The organism is Thermus hydrothermalis (assembly GCF_022760925.1).
Lineage (GTDB): Bacteria > Deinococcota > Deinococci > Deinococcales > Thermaceae > Thermus > Thermus hydrothermalis.
In genome coordinates, this window is sequence record NZ_JAKTNT010000002.1 from 73,827 (window position 1) to 89,201 (window position 15,375).

Annotated in this window: 15 protein-coding genes, 1 tRNA gene and 1 pseudogene; 10 read left to right on the forward strand and 7 right to left on the reverse strand. The window is 67.5% G+C overall.

What is annotated here, in order from left to right:
• Nucleotides 1-11: 11 nt before the first annotated feature.
• A complete protein-coding gene (locus tag L0C60_RS01595; RefSeq protein WP_234504345.1) occupies nt 12-2,219 on the forward strand; it encodes a PD-(D/E)XK nuclease family protein in 2,208 nt (735 codons plus the stop codon).
• Nucleotides 2,216-4,810, forward strand: a complete 2,595-nt coding sequence (locus L0C60_RS01600; RefSeq protein WP_234504347.1) for a UvrD-helicase domain-containing protein — start codon at nt 2,216-2,218, stop codon at nt 4,808-4,810. Before L0C60_RS01595 ends, L0C60_RS01600 begins: the two co-directional genes overlap by 4 nt.
• On the opposite strand, the gene rpsI is transcribed toward L0C60_RS01600, so the two are convergent.
• Nucleotides 4,807-5,193: a 30S ribosomal protein S9 gene (rpsI, locus tag L0C60_RS01605; RefSeq protein ID WP_234504350.1), complete on the reverse strand. Its 387-nt coding sequence runs from the start codon at nt 5,191-5,193 to the stop codon at nt 4,807-4,809. The genes L0C60_RS01600 and rpsI overlap by 4 nt on opposite strands.
• Nucleotides 5,193-5,618, reverse strand: coding sequence for a 50S ribosomal protein L13 (gene rplM, locus L0C60_RS01610; RefSeq protein WP_234504353.1), 426 nt, complete (start codon nt 5,616-5,618; stop codon nt 5,193-5,195). Before rplM ends, rpsI begins: the two co-directional genes overlap by 1 nt.
• Before the next feature lie 114 nt (nt 5,619-5,732).
• On the opposite strand from rplM, the gene L0C60_RS01615 reads away from it, so the two are divergent.
• Nucleotides 5,733-7,376, forward strand: a complete 1,644-nt coding sequence (locus tag L0C60_RS01615; protein ID WP_234504356.1) for a CTP synthase — start codon at nt 5,733-5,735, stop codon at nt 7,374-7,376.
• Here the strand turns inward: L0C60_RS01615 and L0C60_RS01620 are convergent.
• The 5 genes from L0C60_RS01620 to cycA all read right to left on the reverse strand — a co-directional run bounded on the left by L0C60_RS01620 (nt 7,373) and on the right by cycA (nt 10,617).
• The gene (locus L0C60_RS01620; protein WP_234504359.1) at nt 7,373-8,398 is read right to left on the reverse strand and encodes a DUF815 domain-containing protein; all 1,026 of its coding nucleotides are present in this window, start codon (nt 8,396-8,398) and stop codon (nt 7,373-7,375) included. The genes L0C60_RS01615 and L0C60_RS01620 overlap by 4 nt on opposite strands.
• Nucleotides 8,399-8,440: 42 nt before the next feature.
• A tRNA-Lys gene (locus tag L0C60_RS01625) sits at nt 8,441-8,516 on the reverse strand.
• A 39-nt stretch (nt 8,517-8,555) separates the two neighbouring features.
• Nucleotides 8,556-9,167, reverse strand: coding sequence for a thiamine diphosphokinase (locus L0C60_RS01630; protein WP_234504363.1), 612 nt, complete (start codon nt 9,165-9,167; stop codon nt 8,556-8,558).
• The gene (locus L0C60_RS01635; RefSeq protein WP_234504366.1) at nt 9,164-10,114 is read right to left on the reverse strand and encodes an ABC transporter ATP-binding protein; all 951 of its coding nucleotides are present in this window, start codon (nt 10,112-10,114) and stop codon (nt 9,164-9,166) included. The genes L0C60_RS01630 and L0C60_RS01635 overlap by 4 nt, the downstream gene beginning before the upstream one ends.
• Before the next feature lie 56 nt (nt 10,115-10,170).
• On the reverse strand, nt 10,171-10,617 hold the full coding sequence (gene cycA, locus L0C60_RS01640) for a cytochrome C-552 (protein ID WP_234504369.1): 447 nt from the start codon (nt 10,615-10,617) through the stop codon (nt 10,171-10,173).
• Between the two features lie 249 nt (nt 10,618-10,866).
• On the opposite strand from cycA, the gene L0C60_RS01645 reads away from it, so the two are divergent.
• The 7 genes and pseudogenes from L0C60_RS01645 to soxA all read left to right on the forward strand — a co-directional run bounded on the left by L0C60_RS01645 (nt 10,867) and on the right by soxA (nt 15,375).
• Entirely contained in the window at nt 10,867-11,295 is a 429-nt protein-coding gene (locus tag L0C60_RS01645) for a SoxW family protein (RefSeq protein ID WP_234504372.1), read from the forward strand.
• On the forward strand, nt 11,288-11,740 hold the full coding sequence (gene soxY, locus L0C60_RS01650; RefSeq protein WP_234504376.1) for a thiosulfate oxidation carrier protein SoxY: 453 nt from the start codon (nt 11,288-11,290) through the stop codon (nt 11,738-11,740). Before L0C60_RS01645 ends, soxY begins: the two co-directional genes overlap by 8 nt.
• Before the next feature lie 16 nt (nt 11,741-11,756).
• On the forward strand, nt 11,757-12,083 hold the full coding sequence (gene soxZ, locus L0C60_RS01655) for a thiosulfate oxidation carrier complex protein SoxZ (protein ID WP_071676640.1): 327 nt from the start codon (nt 11,757-11,759) through the stop codon (nt 12,081-12,083).
• A gap of 45 nt (nt 12,084-12,128) precedes the next feature.
• Nucleotides 12,129-12,254, forward strand: a pseudogene (locus L0C60_RS01660) (sulfur oxidation c-type cytochrome SoxA); the annotation flags it as partial.
• 38 nt (nt 12,255-12,292) lie between these two features.
• The gene (gene soxB, locus L0C60_RS01665) at nt 12,293-14,014 is read left to right on the forward strand and encodes a thiosulfohydrolase SoxB (RefSeq protein WP_234504389.1); all 1,722 of its coding nucleotides are present in this window, start codon (nt 12,293-12,295) and stop codon (nt 14,012-14,014) included.
• A complete protein-coding gene (gene soxX / locus L0C60_RS01670) occupies nt 14,011-14,571 on the forward strand; it encodes a sulfur oxidation c-type cytochrome SoxX (RefSeq protein ID WP_234504391.1) in 561 nt (186 codons plus the stop codon). The genes soxB and soxX overlap by 4 nt, the downstream gene beginning before the upstream one ends.
• A 3-nt stretch (nt 14,572-14,574) precedes the next feature.
• Nucleotides 14,575-15,375 (forward strand): sulfur oxidation c-type cytochrome SoxA, encoded by an 801-nt coding sequence (gene soxA, locus L0C60_RS01675; protein WP_234504394.1) that lies wholly within the window; start codon nt 14,575-14,577, stop codon nt 15,373-15,375.

The following is a 15,375-nucleotide window of genomic DNA, read 5'->3' on the forward strand; positions in this document are numbered from 1 at the left end:
ACTAGGCCCATATGAAGCCGGGCCTCTATCCCGTGGTGGGGCCGCCGGCTTCGGGGAAGACCGCTTGGGCCCTGGAAAAGGCCCTGGAGGCCCTCGGGCGGCGGGAAAGGGTGTGGTGGGTGGGGCTTCCCCACCAACGGGCCTACCTCTACCGCCTCTTGGCGCAGAGGGGGGCTTTTTTGGGCCTGGAGTTCCTCTCCTTCCAGGCCCTTTACTACCGGGTGGTGGCGGAGGCGGGGAGGCTTCGCCCCCTTCTGCCCGGGGCGGGGCGGGTGGCCCTGGTGGGGGAGGCCTTGCGGACCCTTTTCGGGCCCCAGGTGGCCCCGGGGGAGGCCCGCCTCTTCGCCCGGGCCATCGCCGAGCTGAAGCGGTTTGGCCTTTCCCCCTTCGCCCTGCCCAAGGAGGGGGAGGCGGGGCGGCTGAGGCGGGTCTACTTCCGCTACGAGAGGCTTAAGGGAAGGGCCCTGGACTACGATGACTTCCGCCGCTTGGCCGGGAAGGTGCCCTTAAGGCTTTTTCCGAGGCCGGGCCTGGTGGTGGTGGACGGCTTCCGGGAGATCGGCCCCTTGGACCTCCGCTTCCTCCGCCGCCTGGCGCAGGAGGTCCCCGTCCTCCTCACCCTGGAGCTCCTCCCCGAGGGGCTTGAGCCTATGGAGGAGCTTTCGCCAAGGCCCATCCGGCGCCAGGTCTACGCCCTCGCCAACCCCGTGGAGGAGAGCCGCTACCTCCTCCGGGCCCTGAAGCGGGCCCTCGCCCCCAAGGAGCTGGGCGGGGAGGGGCTTAGCCCGGAGGACATCCTGGTGGTGGCCCCGGAAGGGCGCATCCCCGGCCTCCTCCTCCTCAAGGAGGAGTACGGCCTTCCCCTGGTGGACGGCAGGGAGCGGGCCCTGGCGGACACGGAGGACGGGGAAAGGGTCCTTGCCCTCCTCAACCCCTTTCCCACGGGAAGGGACCTCTTGGCCTTGGGGTTTCCCCGTCTGGGGCGGAAGGCCCTCCGCCTGGGCCTGGCGGGGGAGGAGGCCTTAGGGGCCTTGGCGGAGCGGGAGGGCCTCCTGGAGGAGTGGCGGGCCTTTTGCGCCCTGAGGACCCCAGGGGAGGACCCCTTGGCCTGGGGGGAAGCGGTCTTGGAGCGGCTTGGGGTTTCCGCCAAGGAGCCCTTTCTCGCCCGGCTCCGCCTGGCCCTGCGGGTGGACCGGGGAAATCCCCTTCCCTGGTGGCGGAGCCTCCTCCTGGACGAAACCCTGCCCCCCGAGCCGGAACGGGGCGTCCCCCTCCTTCCCCCCTTGCGGGCCACGGGGGTGAGGGCCCGGCGGGTCTACGTGTTGGAGTGGCTCGCCGGGCGGTACACCCTGGGGGAGCGGGAGGACTACTTCCTCCTGGAGGAGTTGCGGGAGAGGGGCCTTCTCCAGGGGCTTCCCCGGCGGCTTCGGGGGCTAGACCCCCTGTTCCAAGAGGAGGTGGCGAGCCGGGGGGAGGAGGTCTTCCTCCTCTACCCGGAGGCGGGGCCCTCGGGGCCCTATGAGCCCTTGGAGAAGGGGGAAAGGCCAGAGCCCTTGCCCCCGGCAAGCCTTCTAGAGGCCCTGCCCTTTGAGCCCTTCGCATCCCCCCCGCCCCGGAGCAAGGCCCCGCCGCCCCACCTCGAGGTCCTCCGCCGCTACCGGGAGTGCCCCTTCCGCGCCTACGCCGAGCGCTTTGGGTTTTCGGACGGGGAGCAAGAGGCCCTGGGTTGGCACCTTCTGCCCAGGGAGCTTGCGCGCCTCAAGGAAGACCCCGAGGTGGGCCCTTGGCTTGCCAAGCACCAGGACCACCTGGAGGGGATGGAGTTTTGGAAGCTTTGGCGGGGCAAGCGCTACGCCCTCCGGCTAGACGGCGTGCGGCGGGAAGGGAAGACCCTGCACCTCTACCGCCTCCTGCCCCAGGGGAAGGACCCCGACCTGAACCCGAGGGACCGCTGGACAGAGTGGATGGCGCTGGAGGCCCTGTTGCGACGGGAAGACGTGGACAGGGTGTACCTCTGGACCTGGGCCTGGTTGGAACGCCCCAGGCCCTGGCGCAAGGCACCCTTTGACCGGAAGAGCCTCCTTCCCCAGGCACAGGAGGTGCGCTCACGGGTGGAGGAGGCCCTGCAGGGGTGGGAAGCGGGGGTTTTTGACCCCAAGCCTGGCGCGCACTGCCATACCTGCCAACTGGGCGATGTCTGCCGCAAGGAGGCGCTATGAAGCTCTACGTGGCCTCGGCGGGCACGGGGAAGACCCACACCTTGGTGCAGGAGCTCCTGGCTAGCCTCCGCGCGGGGGTTCCCCTTAGGCGCATGGCCGCCATCACCTTCACCCGCAAGGCGGCGGAGGAGCTGAGGGGGCGCATCCTGGAGGCGGTGGAGGCCTTGGGGGACGGGGAGGCCAAGCGGGAGGTCTATGGGGCAGTCTTCACCACCATCCACGGCTTCATGGCCGAGGCCCTGCGCCACACCGCCCCCTTCCTCTCCCTAGACCCCGACTTTGCCGTCTTGGACGAGTTTTTGGCGGAGGGCGTGTTCCTGGAGGAGGTGCGAAGCCTCCTCTACCTCAAGGGCCTTCCCTCCCATTGGGAGGAACGCCTCCAGAAGCTCTACGAGAAGCGCTCCCTGGCGGAGGCCTTTTCCCCCCTTGGGGAGGAGAACCGCCTCCTCGTGGACCTTTACGGGGAGGCCCTTTCGGGCTACCGCAAGCGGCTTTCGGAGGCCTTAAGTCCAAGCGACCTCGAGGCCCTTTCCCTGAAGCTCGCGCATCACCCGAAGGCCCTTGAGCGCTTGGTGGCCCGCTTTCCCTATCTCTTCGTGGACGAGTACCAGGACGTAAACCCCCTGCAGGCCCGCTTCTTCGGGGCCTTGGAGAAGGCGGGGGCGAGGCTTGTGGCCGTGGGGGACCCCAAGCAGTCCATCTACCTCTTCCGCAACGCCCGGGTGGAGGTCTTCCGCCAAGCCCTGGCCCGGGCGGAAAGGCATGAGCTTCGGGAAAGCCGCCGCCACGCCAAGCGGGTGGCCGACTTCCTCAACCGCTTCCTGGCCCTCTTCCCCGAGGAGGAGCGGGCTCCCCTGGTCTCCCTTAGGGAGGAGGAGGGCCGGGTGGAGGTGCACTGGGTGGTGGGGGAGGCGCCTTTGGAGGCCAAGCGGGCCTTTGAGGCGCACCTCTTGGCGGAGAGGCTTAAGGCGCTCCGGGAGGAGGGGGTAGAGTTTCGCGAGATGGCCGTCCTGGTGCGGAGCCGCACGAGCCTTCCCCTCCTGGAAAGGGCCTTCCGGGCCCAGGGGGTGCCCTACGTCCTGCGGCGGGGGCAGAGCTTCTTCACCCGGCCCGAGGTGCGGGACCTCTACCACGCCCTGAGGCTTTCCCTCCTGGAAGGCCCTCCTACCCCCGAGGAGCGCCTCTCCCTCCTCGCCTTCCTGCGGGGGCCTTTTTTGGGCCTGGACCTTGGGGAGGTGGAGGAGGCCTTAAGGCGGGAAGACCCCATCCCCCACCTGCCCGAGGAGACCAGGGGGCGCCTGGCCTGGCTTAGGTCCTTGGCGGAGCGGAGGCCCCTGGAGGCGCTAAGGACCTTGGCGCAGGAGGAAAGCTTCCTGAAAAAGCTCCCTCCCCGGGCCCGGGCCAACCTGGACGCCCTCCTCCTCCTGGCCGCCCGCGAGCGCTTTCCCGACCTCGAGGCCCTCCTGGAGTGGCTTAAAGTGCGGGCCAAGGACCACGAGGCCGGGGAGCTCCCCGAGGGGGGCGAGGGCGTCCACCTCCTCACCGTCCACGCCGCCAAGGGCTTGGAGTGGCGGGCGGTGGCGGTCTTTGACCTGGCCCGGGGGGAGCGCCCGGACCAGGAGCCCCTCCTGGTGGGGGAGAGGGGAGAGGTGGCCCTGAAGGGGACCCCAGGCTATGGGCCCTTGGCCCAGGCCCTGAAGAAGGCCCAGAGGGAAGAGGCCTTGCGCCTCCTCTACGTGGCCCTTTCCCGGGCAAGGGACGTCCTCCTCCTCACGGGAAGCCTCTCCGGGCGCCCCGGGCCTTGGGCGGAAGCCCTTTCCCTCTTGGGCCTAGGACCCGATGGGGAAGACCCCTTGGTGCGCCGCCACCCCGTGGCCCCCACCCTTCAGGCGCCTGCAAGGAAGGGGGTAGAAAGCCAAAAACCCGCCCCCTACGCCAACTGGCGCCTCGAGCAGAGCCCCTTGCCCCGGGTCTTCTCCCCGAGCGCCCTCCGCAAGGAGGAGCCCAAGCCCTTGGCGGAGGCCTTGGAAGGGGAGGCTATGCCGGAGTACGCCAGGGCCTTGGGCACCCTGGTCCACTACGCCATCGCCCGCAACCTGGACCCCCGGGACGAGGCGGCCATGGCGTCCCTCCTCCTCCAGGAGGTGGTCTTCCCCTTCGCCGAGGGGGAAAAGGAGGCCCTCCTCGCCGAGGTGAAGGGCCTCCTTTCCCGCTACCAGGCCCTTTTGGGCGGGGTCCTGCCCGCCCTCGAGGCCCGGGATGAGGACCACCCCGAGCTCCCCTTGGTCCTCCCCCTGGGGGGCACCGTCTGGTACGGGGTTCTGGACCGCCTTTACCGGGTGGGGGAGAGGTGGTTTCTGGACGACTACAAGACCGACCAGAAGATGGAGCCCGAGGCCTACCGCTTCCAGCTCGCCCTCTACGCCGAGGCGGTGCGAAGGGCCCTGGGGGTGGAGGCGGAGGCCAGGCTCGTCTACCTAAGGCACGGGAAGGTCCACGCCTTCTCCCGGGAGGCCCTGCGGGAGGCCCTGGAGGCGCGAAGGCAAAACCCCCCGGGATGGGTCCCGGGGGGAGGGAAGGGCTACGCCTAGCGCTTGGACCACTGGGGTCCCCGGCGGGCCTTGTGCTTGCCGTACTTCTTCCTTTCCACCATGCGCGGGTCGCGGGTGAGGAAGCCCAAGGGCTTGAGCTTGGCCCGGTAGTCGGGGTTGTAGCGCAAGAGGGCCCGGGCCACCCCCAGCTTGATGGCGTCAATCTGGCCGCTCTTGCCGCCACCCCTCACGGTGATGTAGGCGTCAAAGCGGCCCAAGGCGTCCACCACCCGAAGGGGCTCCAGGGCGGCCACCGCCCGCACGATGCCCTGGAAGTAGTCCTGGAAGTCTTGGCCGTTCACGGTGACCTTGCCGCTTCCGGGCCTTAGGAATACCCGGGCCACCGCCTCCTTACGCCTGCCGGTGCCGTAATACTGCTCCATCACTGGACCTCCAGCTTCACGGGCTTCTGCGCCTGGTGGGGGTGGGTGGGCCCGGCGTAGACCTTAAGCCGCTTGAAGAGCTTCCGCCCCAAGGGCCCCTTGGGGAGCATGCCCTTCACCGCATGCTCCAGCACCCGCTCGGGGTGGGTGGCGAGCATCTTTTCCGCCGGGATCTCCTTGAGGCCCCCCTGGTAGCCGCTATAGCGGGTGTAGATCTTCTGCTTGAGCTTCTTCCCCGTGAGGCGGATCTTGTCGGCGTTGACCACCACCACGAAGTCCCCCATGGCCACGTTGGGGGTCCAGTCGGGGCGGTGCTTGCCCCTGAGGAGGGTGGCGATCTGGGTGGCGAGCCGCCCCAGGGTCTTGCCCTCGGCGTCTATCAAAACCCAACGGGGCTTAATCTCCTTCGGCACGTACGTTTGCATGACCAGGGCCCTCCTAGAAGTTCTTGCCGGGGGATCGGGGGACCCCGCAAGAACGCCAAAGAAGACTCTACCACAAACCAGGCCCTTCCGCCAGATGTGGTAGGCTAAAGTCCCGTGAACAGGGTTTCCGATAGCCCAAAAAGGCCCAGGAAGTACGTGTTCGTCACCGGGGGCGTGGTGTCTAGCCTGGGGAAGGGGATCCTCACCTCCTCCCTGGGGGCCCTTTTCCGGGCCCGGGGGTACCGGGTCACGGCCATCAAGATTGACCCCTACGTGAACGTGGATGCGGGTACCATGCGCCCCTACGAGCACGGGGAGGTCTTCGTCACCGCCGACGGGGCCGAAACCGACCTGGACATCGGCCACTACGAGCGGTTTTTGGACATGGACCTCTCCCGGGGGAACAACCTCACCACGGGCCAGGTCTACCTGTCCGTGATCCAGAAGGAGCGCCGGGGCGAGTACCTCTCCCAGACGGTCCAGGTCATCCCCCACATCACCGACGAGATCAAGGACCGCATCCGCAAGGTGGCGGAGGAGCAGAAGGCGGAGGTGGTGGTGGTGGAGGTGGGGGGCACGGTGGGGGATATAGAGAGCCTCCCCTTCCTCGAGGCCATCCGCCAGTTCCGCTTTGACGAGGGGGAGGAGAACACCTTCTACATCCACCTCACCCTGGTCCCCTACCTGGAAACCAGCGAGGAGTTCAAGACCAAGCCCACGCAGCACTCCGTGGCCACCCTAAGGGGGGTGGGCATCCAGCCCGACGCCGTCGTCCTGCGCTCGGTGAAACCCGTGCCCGAGGAGGTGCGGAAAAAGGTGGCCCTCTTCACCAACGTCCGCCCCGGCCACGTCTTTTCTAGCCCCAACGTGGAGCACCTCTACGAGGTGCCCCTCCTTCTGGAGGAGCAGGGTCTGGGCCGGGCGGTGGAGAAGGCCTTGGGGCTTGAGCCCGTCTTCCCCAACCTCTCCTTCTGGCAGGAGGCGGTCAAGGTCCTCAAGCGCCCCGAGCGCACGGTGCGCATCGCCATCGCCGGCAAGTACGTGAAGATGCCGGACGCCTACCTTTCCCTCCTCGAGGCCCTGAAGCACGCGGGCATCAAGAACCGGGCCCGGGTGGAGGTGAAGTGGGTGGACGCCGAAGCCCTGGAGGCGGGGGACCTGGACGAGGCCTTCGCCGACGTTTCCGGCATCCTGGTCCCCGGGGGCTTTGGCGTGCGGGGGATTGAGGGCAAGGTGCGGGCGGCCCAGTACGCCCGGGAGCGGAAGATCCCCTACCTGGGCATCTGCCTGGGGCTCCAGATCGCCGTCATTGAGTTCGCCCGGAACGTGGCGGGGCTCAAGGGGGCCAACTCCACGGAGTTTGACCCCTATACCCCCCACCCCGTGATTGACCTCATGCCGGAGCAGCTGGAGGTGGAGGGCCTAGGGGGGACCATGCGCCTCGGCGACTGGCCCATGCGCATCCGGGAGGGCACCCTCCTCCACCGCCTCTACGGCAAGGAGGAGGCCATGGAGCGCCACCGCCACCGCTACGAGGTGAACCCCCTTTACGTGGACCAGCTGGAGCGGGCGGGGCTCGTGGTTTCCGCCATCACCCCGGGGATGCGGGGCCGGGGGGCGGGGCTGGTGGAGGCCATTGAGCTTAAGGACCACCCCTTCTTCGTGGCCCTCCAGAGCCACCCCGAGTTCAAAAGCCGCCCCATGCGCCCCTCGCCCCCCTTCGCCGGCTTCGTGGAGGCGGCCTTGCGCCACGGCTAGCCTAGGAGGCTTGCCGCCTGCCGGGCCACCCGGCCGGAAAACCCCTTTTGCAGGGCGAAGCGGAGGGCTTCCTCCTCCTCTTTGGCCGTGAGGGGCCGGCCCAGGTGGTGGGCCACCGCCTTGAGGTAGAGGGCCTTGTCAAAGGGCGGGAAGGTGAGGACGAGGCCGAAGCGCTCGGAAAGGGCCAGGGTGTCCTGGAGGGCGTCCCAGGCCTCGGGAGCCTCGCCGGGCAGGGGGTTTTCCCCGAGGCGGCGCACCAGGTGGCGGCGGTTGGAGGTGGCGAGGAGGAGGACGTTTTCCGGAGGCCCCTCGAGGCTCCCCTCCAAAAGGGCCTTCAGGTGGTGGAAGGCCTCGCCCTCCGGGTCCAGGGAGAGGTCGTCTAAGAAGAGGAAGAAGCGCTGGGGAAGGAGGGCCAGGGTTTCCAGAAGGGTTTCCAGGCGGGAAAGGGCCCGGGGCTCCACCTCCACCATCCGGGCCCCCTCCAGGCGCAGAAGCCCCTTGGCGGCGGTGCTCTTCCCGGTGCCCCGGGCCCCGTAGAGGAGGGTGTGGAGGGCGGGCCTGCCCGAGAGGAAGCGCCGGGCGTTTTCCTCCAGGGCCTGGCGCTGGGCCTCGTAGCCCAAGAGCTCCCCTTCCCGGGGAAGGCGGGGGGAGGGAAGGGGGTGCACCTCCCCGTCAAAGCGGAAGGCGCGGTAGAGGGCGAAGGGCCAGGGCCCGTGGGCTTTTAGCACCTCCACCAGGGCCAGGGGGTCGCGGGCGAGGAGCGCTCTAAGGGCCCCTTCCTCCGCCGGATGGGGTGGGCGCTCCCCGAGGCTTCCCAAGGGGTATTCCCGCCGCAGGCGCTCAAGCTCCAGGTAGAGGGCCTCGAGGTCCAGTCGGATGAGGTCCAGAAGCCCCGGGGTGGGCCGGAGGGCGCGGAAGGCCCACGGGGCCTTGAGGAGGCTCTGCGCCAGGGCGTAGCCCCAGGGCTCCCCTTCGGGGAGGTCCAGGGACAGGAGGTCTAAGGGGGTCTTGGGGCGGTCCATGGGGACATGATAAGGAACCCCCGGGCTTCCCCGGGGGGCTTCTGGTGGGCCGCACAGGACTCGAACCTGTAACCCACCGATTAAGAGTCGGTTGCTCTACCGGTTGAGCTAGCGGCCCAAACGCCAAAAGCTAGTGTAGCCCCGCTTTTTCCCGCTGTCAATAGACGTAGAGCACCGCCCGCCCCGCCGCCACCCGTACCCGCACCTCCCCCAGGGCTTCGTTCTCCAGGGTGCGGGTGGTGGCCGCCAAGGGGGTTGGGGGCAGGTTCCAGCGGGCCCCTTCCAGGGCCAGGGTGGCCTCGAGGAAGGGGACGAGGCTAAAGGGGGTGCCCGCTTCCATGGGGAAGGCGTGCTCCCCCGGAAGGAGGGGGTAAGCCCAGGTGAGCCCGTCCGTGAGGGCCACCCTTACCCCCCTTTCCGCCAGGCCGAAAGCGAGGGCCAGGTGGGCCAGGGTGTGGTCCAGCCTCCCCCCAATCCCCCCCAGCAAAAGCACCTCCTCCGCCCCCAGGGCCAAGGCCCTCCGCAAGAGGGCTTCCCCGTCCGTGAGGTCCTTGTCCTGCGGCAGGACCTCCTTGGGAGCGGGAAGGGCCTTTTGGAGCCAAGCGGGGCTTGAGTCAAAGTCCCCAAGCCACAGGTCCGGGGTAAGCCCCAAGGCCAGGGCGTGCCTCCCCCCGGAGTCCGCCGCCAGGAGGCGGAAGCCCTTAAGCCGCTCCCGCAGGGCCTGGGTTACGAGGAGGGGTCCTCCCAGGAGAAGGGCGAAGCGCCTCATCCCTCCAAGGCTACCGCCTGCGCAAGGTCCAGGTGGAGGCCCATTTCCTCGCCCTCCTCGGGGCCTTCTGGGGCCTCGAGGTAGAGCCTTAGCCCTTCCAGCCGCACCCATAGCCCCACCCGCCCCCCGTAGAAGAGCCTTTCCTCCACCACCCCCCGCCGTTTTCCCCCCAGGGAAAGGGCCTTGGGGGGGAGGAGGTGGGCCTTGGGGGGCAGGCCCAGGCGGGTGCTTTCCTCGGGGCTAAGGAGGTTTTTGTGCCCGAGAAAGCGGGCGGTCCAGGCGTCCTTGGGCCGGGCATAGACCTCCTCGGGCCGGCCTATCTGCACGAGCCGGCCCTCCCGCAGGAGGGCCACCCGGTGGGCGAGGAGGAAGGCTTCCCCTTGGTCGTGGGTCACGAGGAGGGTGGTGATGCCCTCCTCCCGTAAGGTCCTTCGCAGGAAGAAAAGGAGCTCTTCCCGAAGCCGGAGGTCCAAGGCCCCCAAGGGCTCGTCCAGGAGGAGAAGCCGGGGCCTCGCCGCCAGGGCCCGGGCCAGGGCCACTCGTTGCTTTTCCCCACCGGAGAGGGCCTCGGGGCGCTTTTCGGCATGGGGGGTGAGCTCCATGCGGGAAAGAAGCTCCTGTACGCGTGCCTCCCGCCTTTCCCTAGGCCAGCGGGCCTCCACCAGGGGAAAGGCGATGTTCTCCGCCACGGTGAGGTGGGGGAAGAGGGCGTAGTCCTGGAAGAGGAAGCCCACCCCCCGCCGTTCGGGGGGGAGGGGGGTGAGGTCCAAGGGGCCTAGGCGCACCTGGCCCCGGTCTGGGGTGAGAAGCCCGGCCACCAGGCGGAGCAGGGTGCTCTTGCCGCTCCCCGAGGGGCCCAGGAGGGCTAAGACCTCTCCCGCCTCTACCTCGAGGCGCACCTCCAGGTGAAACCCGGGGAAACGCTTCTCCAAGTCAAGGGCGAGCACCCCCCCATTAAAGCAGGGCCCGGGGCCTAAAGGCCCCGGGTACACCCAAAGTTTCCTTACTTGAGCCCGAGCTTCTTCCGCTCCTCCAATACCTGCTGTGGGGTGAGCTTCTTACCCCGCAGGGCCTTGACCTCGGCGGCGGTGAAGGGCTTGAAGCCCGGGACCTTCTTGTCGTCCCCCCAGGCGGTGGCGATGTGGTTGAGGAGGGCGGCGATCTCCTCGTCCTTTAGGCCGCCAAAGGCGGGCATAGCCCCGCTATATTTCATCCCCTTGACCTCAATCGGCCCCTGGAGGCCCCAAAGGAGAACCTTGATCAGGTACTCCCGTCCTCCCTGCTTGGCGAGGATCTCCGCCATCTGGCTGGCGAGGGGCGGGAAGGCGCCCGGGATCCCTTGGCCGTTCGGCTGATGGCAGCCCGCGCACTGTGCGTAGAGCTTGGCGCCGTCCGCCTGGGCGAAGGCCAGGCTGCCGAGAAGGAGGAGAGCCACCATGGTCCGCTTCATCTTTACCCTCCGGGGTATAGGGTAGTTTGTCCCTTAAAACCCGTCAAGAGGGATGGCTTTAGGAAAGCTTAAGCTAAGCGCCAAGGCACTTTACGGGATGGGGGTATGCATTTCCCGACCTTTATGTGGGTCATTGCAGGGGGTATAACGTGAAGGATTGCTTGAACGAGTGTAGCTAACCCCTTGATTTTTAGCGGCGAAACTTGGTAAGGTACAAATGTCCTTGGGTGTACCGAGGTGGTGTAAGGTATGTACGTGTACCGGGTAATTTGGCCGACGCTCCTCATGGGCCTAGCCCTCGCCGCGCCGGATTTTGGCCGTTGGTATCCCTTCCGTGAGGCCCAGGCCCTGGCCCAGGAGCACGCCCGGGTTCTCATGGTGTACTTTCATAGCCCCCACTGCCCCTACTGCGACCAGATGAACACCTTCGTCCTCTCCGACCCTGCGGTAAGCCGCCTTCTGGAGGAGCGGTTCGTGGTGGCCTCCGTGGGCACGGAAACCCCGGAGGGGCAGGACCTGGCCCGGCGCTTTCGCGTGCCGGGCACCCCTACCTTCGTCTTCCTCGTCCCCAGGAAGGGGGCGTGGGAGGAGGTGGGCCGGTTTTTTGGCAGCCGGCCCCGGGCGCAGTTCCTCTTGGAGCTGCGCCAAATGTGCGCCAAAGGAGGTGCGTGTGAATAGGCGAGCGTTTCTGAAGGCAACCGGTGCGGCCCTTTCCGCCCTGGCCGTGGCGGGGCTACCCGCCATGGCCCAAGGGCTGGAAGGGGAGGACCTGGCCCACTTGGAGAAGGCCTTGCAGGAGGCCTTGGGCAAGGGCTTTAAGGACCTTACCCCCTCCAACCTGGTGAAGCTCACCATGCCCGCCATCGCCGAAAGCGGGGCCAACGTGCCCGCCGAGGTGGAGGTGAACCTGCCCTCCAACCAGGTCAAGGCCATCCACCTCTTCGCCGACAAGAACCCCACGCCGAGGTTGGTGACCTTCATGCCCATGAAGGCCCTGCCCTACTACGCCACCCGGGTCCGCCTGGCGGAAACCACCGCCATTCGGGCTGTGGTGGAGACCACGGACGGCAAGTTCCTTCTGGCCTCGGCCAGCACCCGCGTCACCGTGGGGGGCTGCGGTTAAGGAAAGGAGGTAGAAGATGCCCATCCGCACCATCGTTCGCCTGACCCCGGCCAAGCCCAAGGCGGGAGAGGAGTTTCGGCTACAGGCGGTGGCCCAGCACCCTAACGAACCGGGCACCCGGCGGGACGCCCAGGGTAACCTCATCCCCGCCAACTACATCAACCTGGTAGAGGTTTACTTTGAGGGGGAAAAGGTGGCGGAGGCCCGGCCCGGTCCCTCCACCAGCGCCAACCCCCTTTACGGCTTTAAGTTCAAGGCGGAAAAGCCGGGGACCTTCACGGTGAAGCTTAAAGACACGAGCGGCGACACGGGGGAGGCCCAGGTCAAGCTGGAGCTGGCCTAAGGCGAGGCGCCCGGGAAACCGGGCGCCTTTATGGAGGTTGGGTATATGCGGCCCAAGGCGTGGTGGGTGGTGGGTGCGGCCCTTCTCTTGGCCCTCGGCTTGGCCCAGGAAGGAGACCCCCGGGAGGAGGCCAGAAGGCAAAAGAAGCTCCTCTTGCAGACCGCGGGCATCGAATCCGAGTTCAACACCAAGCCGGCGGTGGGGTCTAGATGAACCGTAGGGACGTCCTTTTCCTCCTATCCACCCTTGCGGGCCTGGGGCCCAAGGCCCTCGCCCAGGCCTTGGAAAACCCGGCCCGCCTCTACGATCTTCCCCCCTATGGGGAGGCCACCCTCCTTTTCTTCTCCGACCTCCACGCCCAAGCTTTTCCCCACTACTTCATGGAGCCCCCAAACCTCATCGCCCCTAAGGCCTTGATGGGGCGGCCCGGATACCTGACGGGGGAGGCCATCCTCCGCTACTACGGGGTGGAGAGGGGAACGCCTTTAGCGTACCTTCTTTCCTACCTGGACTTCGTGGAGCTTGCCCGGGCCTTTGGCCCCGTGGGGGGGCTTCCCGCCCTCACCGCCCTGATCCGGGAGCAAAAGGCCCGGGCGGAGGCGGATGGGGCCAAGGTCTTGGTCCTGGACGGGGGGGATACCTGGACCAACTCCGGCCTTTCCCTGCTTACGGATGGGCAAGCCCTCGTGGAGTGGCAGAACCTCACGGGGGTAGACCACATGACCTCCCACTGGGAGTGGACCTTGGGGCGGGAGCGGGTGGAGGCCCTTCTCCGGCAATTTCGCGGGGAGCACCTGGCCTACAACGTGGTGGACGAGCTCTTTGGGGATCCCCTCTTCCCCGCCTACTGCCTCCATCCCGCAGGCCGCTACACCTTGGCCGTGGTGGGGGCGGCCTACCCCTACGTGAAGGTGTCCCATCCGGAAAGCTTTACCGAGGGGCTTTCCTTCGCCCTGGACGAGCGGCGCCTGCAGGAGGCGGTGGACGCCGCCCGGGCCGAGGGGGCGGACGCCGTGGTCCTCCTTTCCCACCAGGGGATGCAGCTGGACGCCGCCTTGGCGGAGCGCATCCGGGGCATTGACCTGATCCTTTCCGGCCATACCCACGACCTCACCCCCTTGCCCTGGCGGGTGGGGAAGACCTGGATCGTGGCGGGGAGCGCCGCCGGCAAGGCCCTGATGCGGGTGGACCTGAAGCTGCGCAAGGGCGGCATCGCCAACCTTCGGGTGCGGGTCTTGCCCGTCTTGGCGGACCACCTGCCCAAGGCGAAGGAGGTGGAGGCGTGGCTGGCGGAGAAGGTGGCCCCGAACCGGGAGCACCTCTTTGCGCCCTTGGCCGTCACGGAAACCCTCCTTTACAAGCGGGACACCCTTTACTCCACCTGGGACCATCTGGTGGGCCAGGCGGTGAAGGCCCTTTACCCGGAGGTGGAGGTGGTCTTTAGCCCGGCGGTGCGCTGGGGCACCACCCTTCTCCCGGGGCAGGCCATCACCCGGGACCACCTCTATGCCTACACCGGCTTCACCTACCCGGAGCTTTACCTTTTCCGCCTGCGGGGAGTGCAGATCCAGAGCGTCTTGGAGGACATCGCCAGCAACGTCTTTACCCCTGACCCCTTCTACCAGCAGGGGGGGGACGTGAGCCGCACCTTTGGCCTTTCCTACGTTCTGGACCCCGATGCGCCCACGGGCAGGCGGGTGCGGGAGGTTTCCGTGGGGGGTAAGGCTTTGGAGCCGGAGCGCCGCTATCTGGTGGCGGCCTACGGGGGTAGGCTTCAGCGGCTGGGGGAGGCCAAGCCGGGCCTCGAGCCCAGGCCCATTTACGCCCTGCTGGAGGAATACCTCAAGGGCGTGGGGCGGGTCGGGGTGTTGCCCGAGCCCAACGTGAAGGTTCTTGGACGCAACTACCGCGTGCCGGAGGTGATGGGATGAAGCGAATAGGGTTATTGGCGCTAGGCATTCTGGCGCTGGGTGGGGCCTTTTCCCAGGTGGGCCCCTTTAGGGCCCGCCTCGAGGCCCTGTTGCACGCGGGAGGGCACGAGTTCGCCCAGGTGATGCTCTCCCAGGACAAGGCCCAGGCCCTTTGCTCCCAGTACCGGGACAAGCTTCCCCCGGACCTCATCCCGGGGTTTTTGGCGGAGCAGAAGGCCCTGATCAAGTACCCGGCAAGCGGCAAGCTCATGGGGGACTGGAGAAACGGGGAGAAGGTCTTCACGGACCCCAGGCGGGGCAACTGCTACGCCTGCCACGCCGGGGACCCCAATGAGGTGGCCTACGGCACCATGGGCCCAAGCCTCACCGGCTACGGCCAGCGGGGCACCGCAGAGGCGGTGGTGCGCTACACCTACGAGAAAATCTACAACGCCTGGGCCTTTGTCCCCTGCTCCCTCATGTACCGGGGCGGGGTCCACGGGCTTTTCACCCCCGAGGAAACCGCCGACCTCGTGGCCTTCCTCTTAGACCCCGAGTCCCCCATCAACCGGAGGTGAGCCGTGCGGAGGAAACGAGCGCTCGTTCTTGGGCTTGCGGCCTTGGGCGTCCTGGGGGGGTTTTGGGCCTACACCCAGGGGCAGAAGCCCTTGGACCCCTTTGAGGAGGCCATGCGCCAGCGGCAGATGTACCTGGAAACCTTCGGCGTCCTGCCGGGGGAGCTTTTCGTGGAGGAGGGCAAGGAGCTCTTCTTCCGCAAGGGCCCAAGCGGCCAGACCCTCGAGGCCTGCGACTTCGGCAAAGGTCCTGGGGTCTTGGAAGGGGTTTACGCCATCTTGCCCAGGTACTTCCCGGACACGGGGCGGGTGGAGGACCTGGAAACCCGGGTCTACACCTGCATGCAACGGGTGCAGGGCTTTAAACCCGAAGAGATTAAGCGGGACGAGGTTAAGGCCATCACCACCTACATCGCCTCCTTCTCCTCCAAGGCCAAGATCCAGGTGGTCCCCAAGCACCCGGCGGAGCTTGCCATGTACAACCTGGGCCGGGAGCTCTGGTACCAGCGGGCGGGGGCCCGGGACATGAGCTGTGCCGTCTGCCACGAGCAGAATGCCGGGAAGCGGGTCCGGCTTTCGCCGGTGCGGAGCCCCAAGGAGGGCCTAGGGAACGAGTGGCCCGCCTACCGCTTTGAGGCGGACAAGCTCTACACCATGGAGGACCGCATCGCCTTCTGCTACGATTCCATCGCCATCCCTGCTCCGGAGTTCTACTCCGAGCCCTACATCGCCCTGACCCTTTACATGCTGGCCGAAGCGGCCAAGGCCGGGCACTCCTTTGAGGAGTTGCCCTTCTTCACCCGCTAG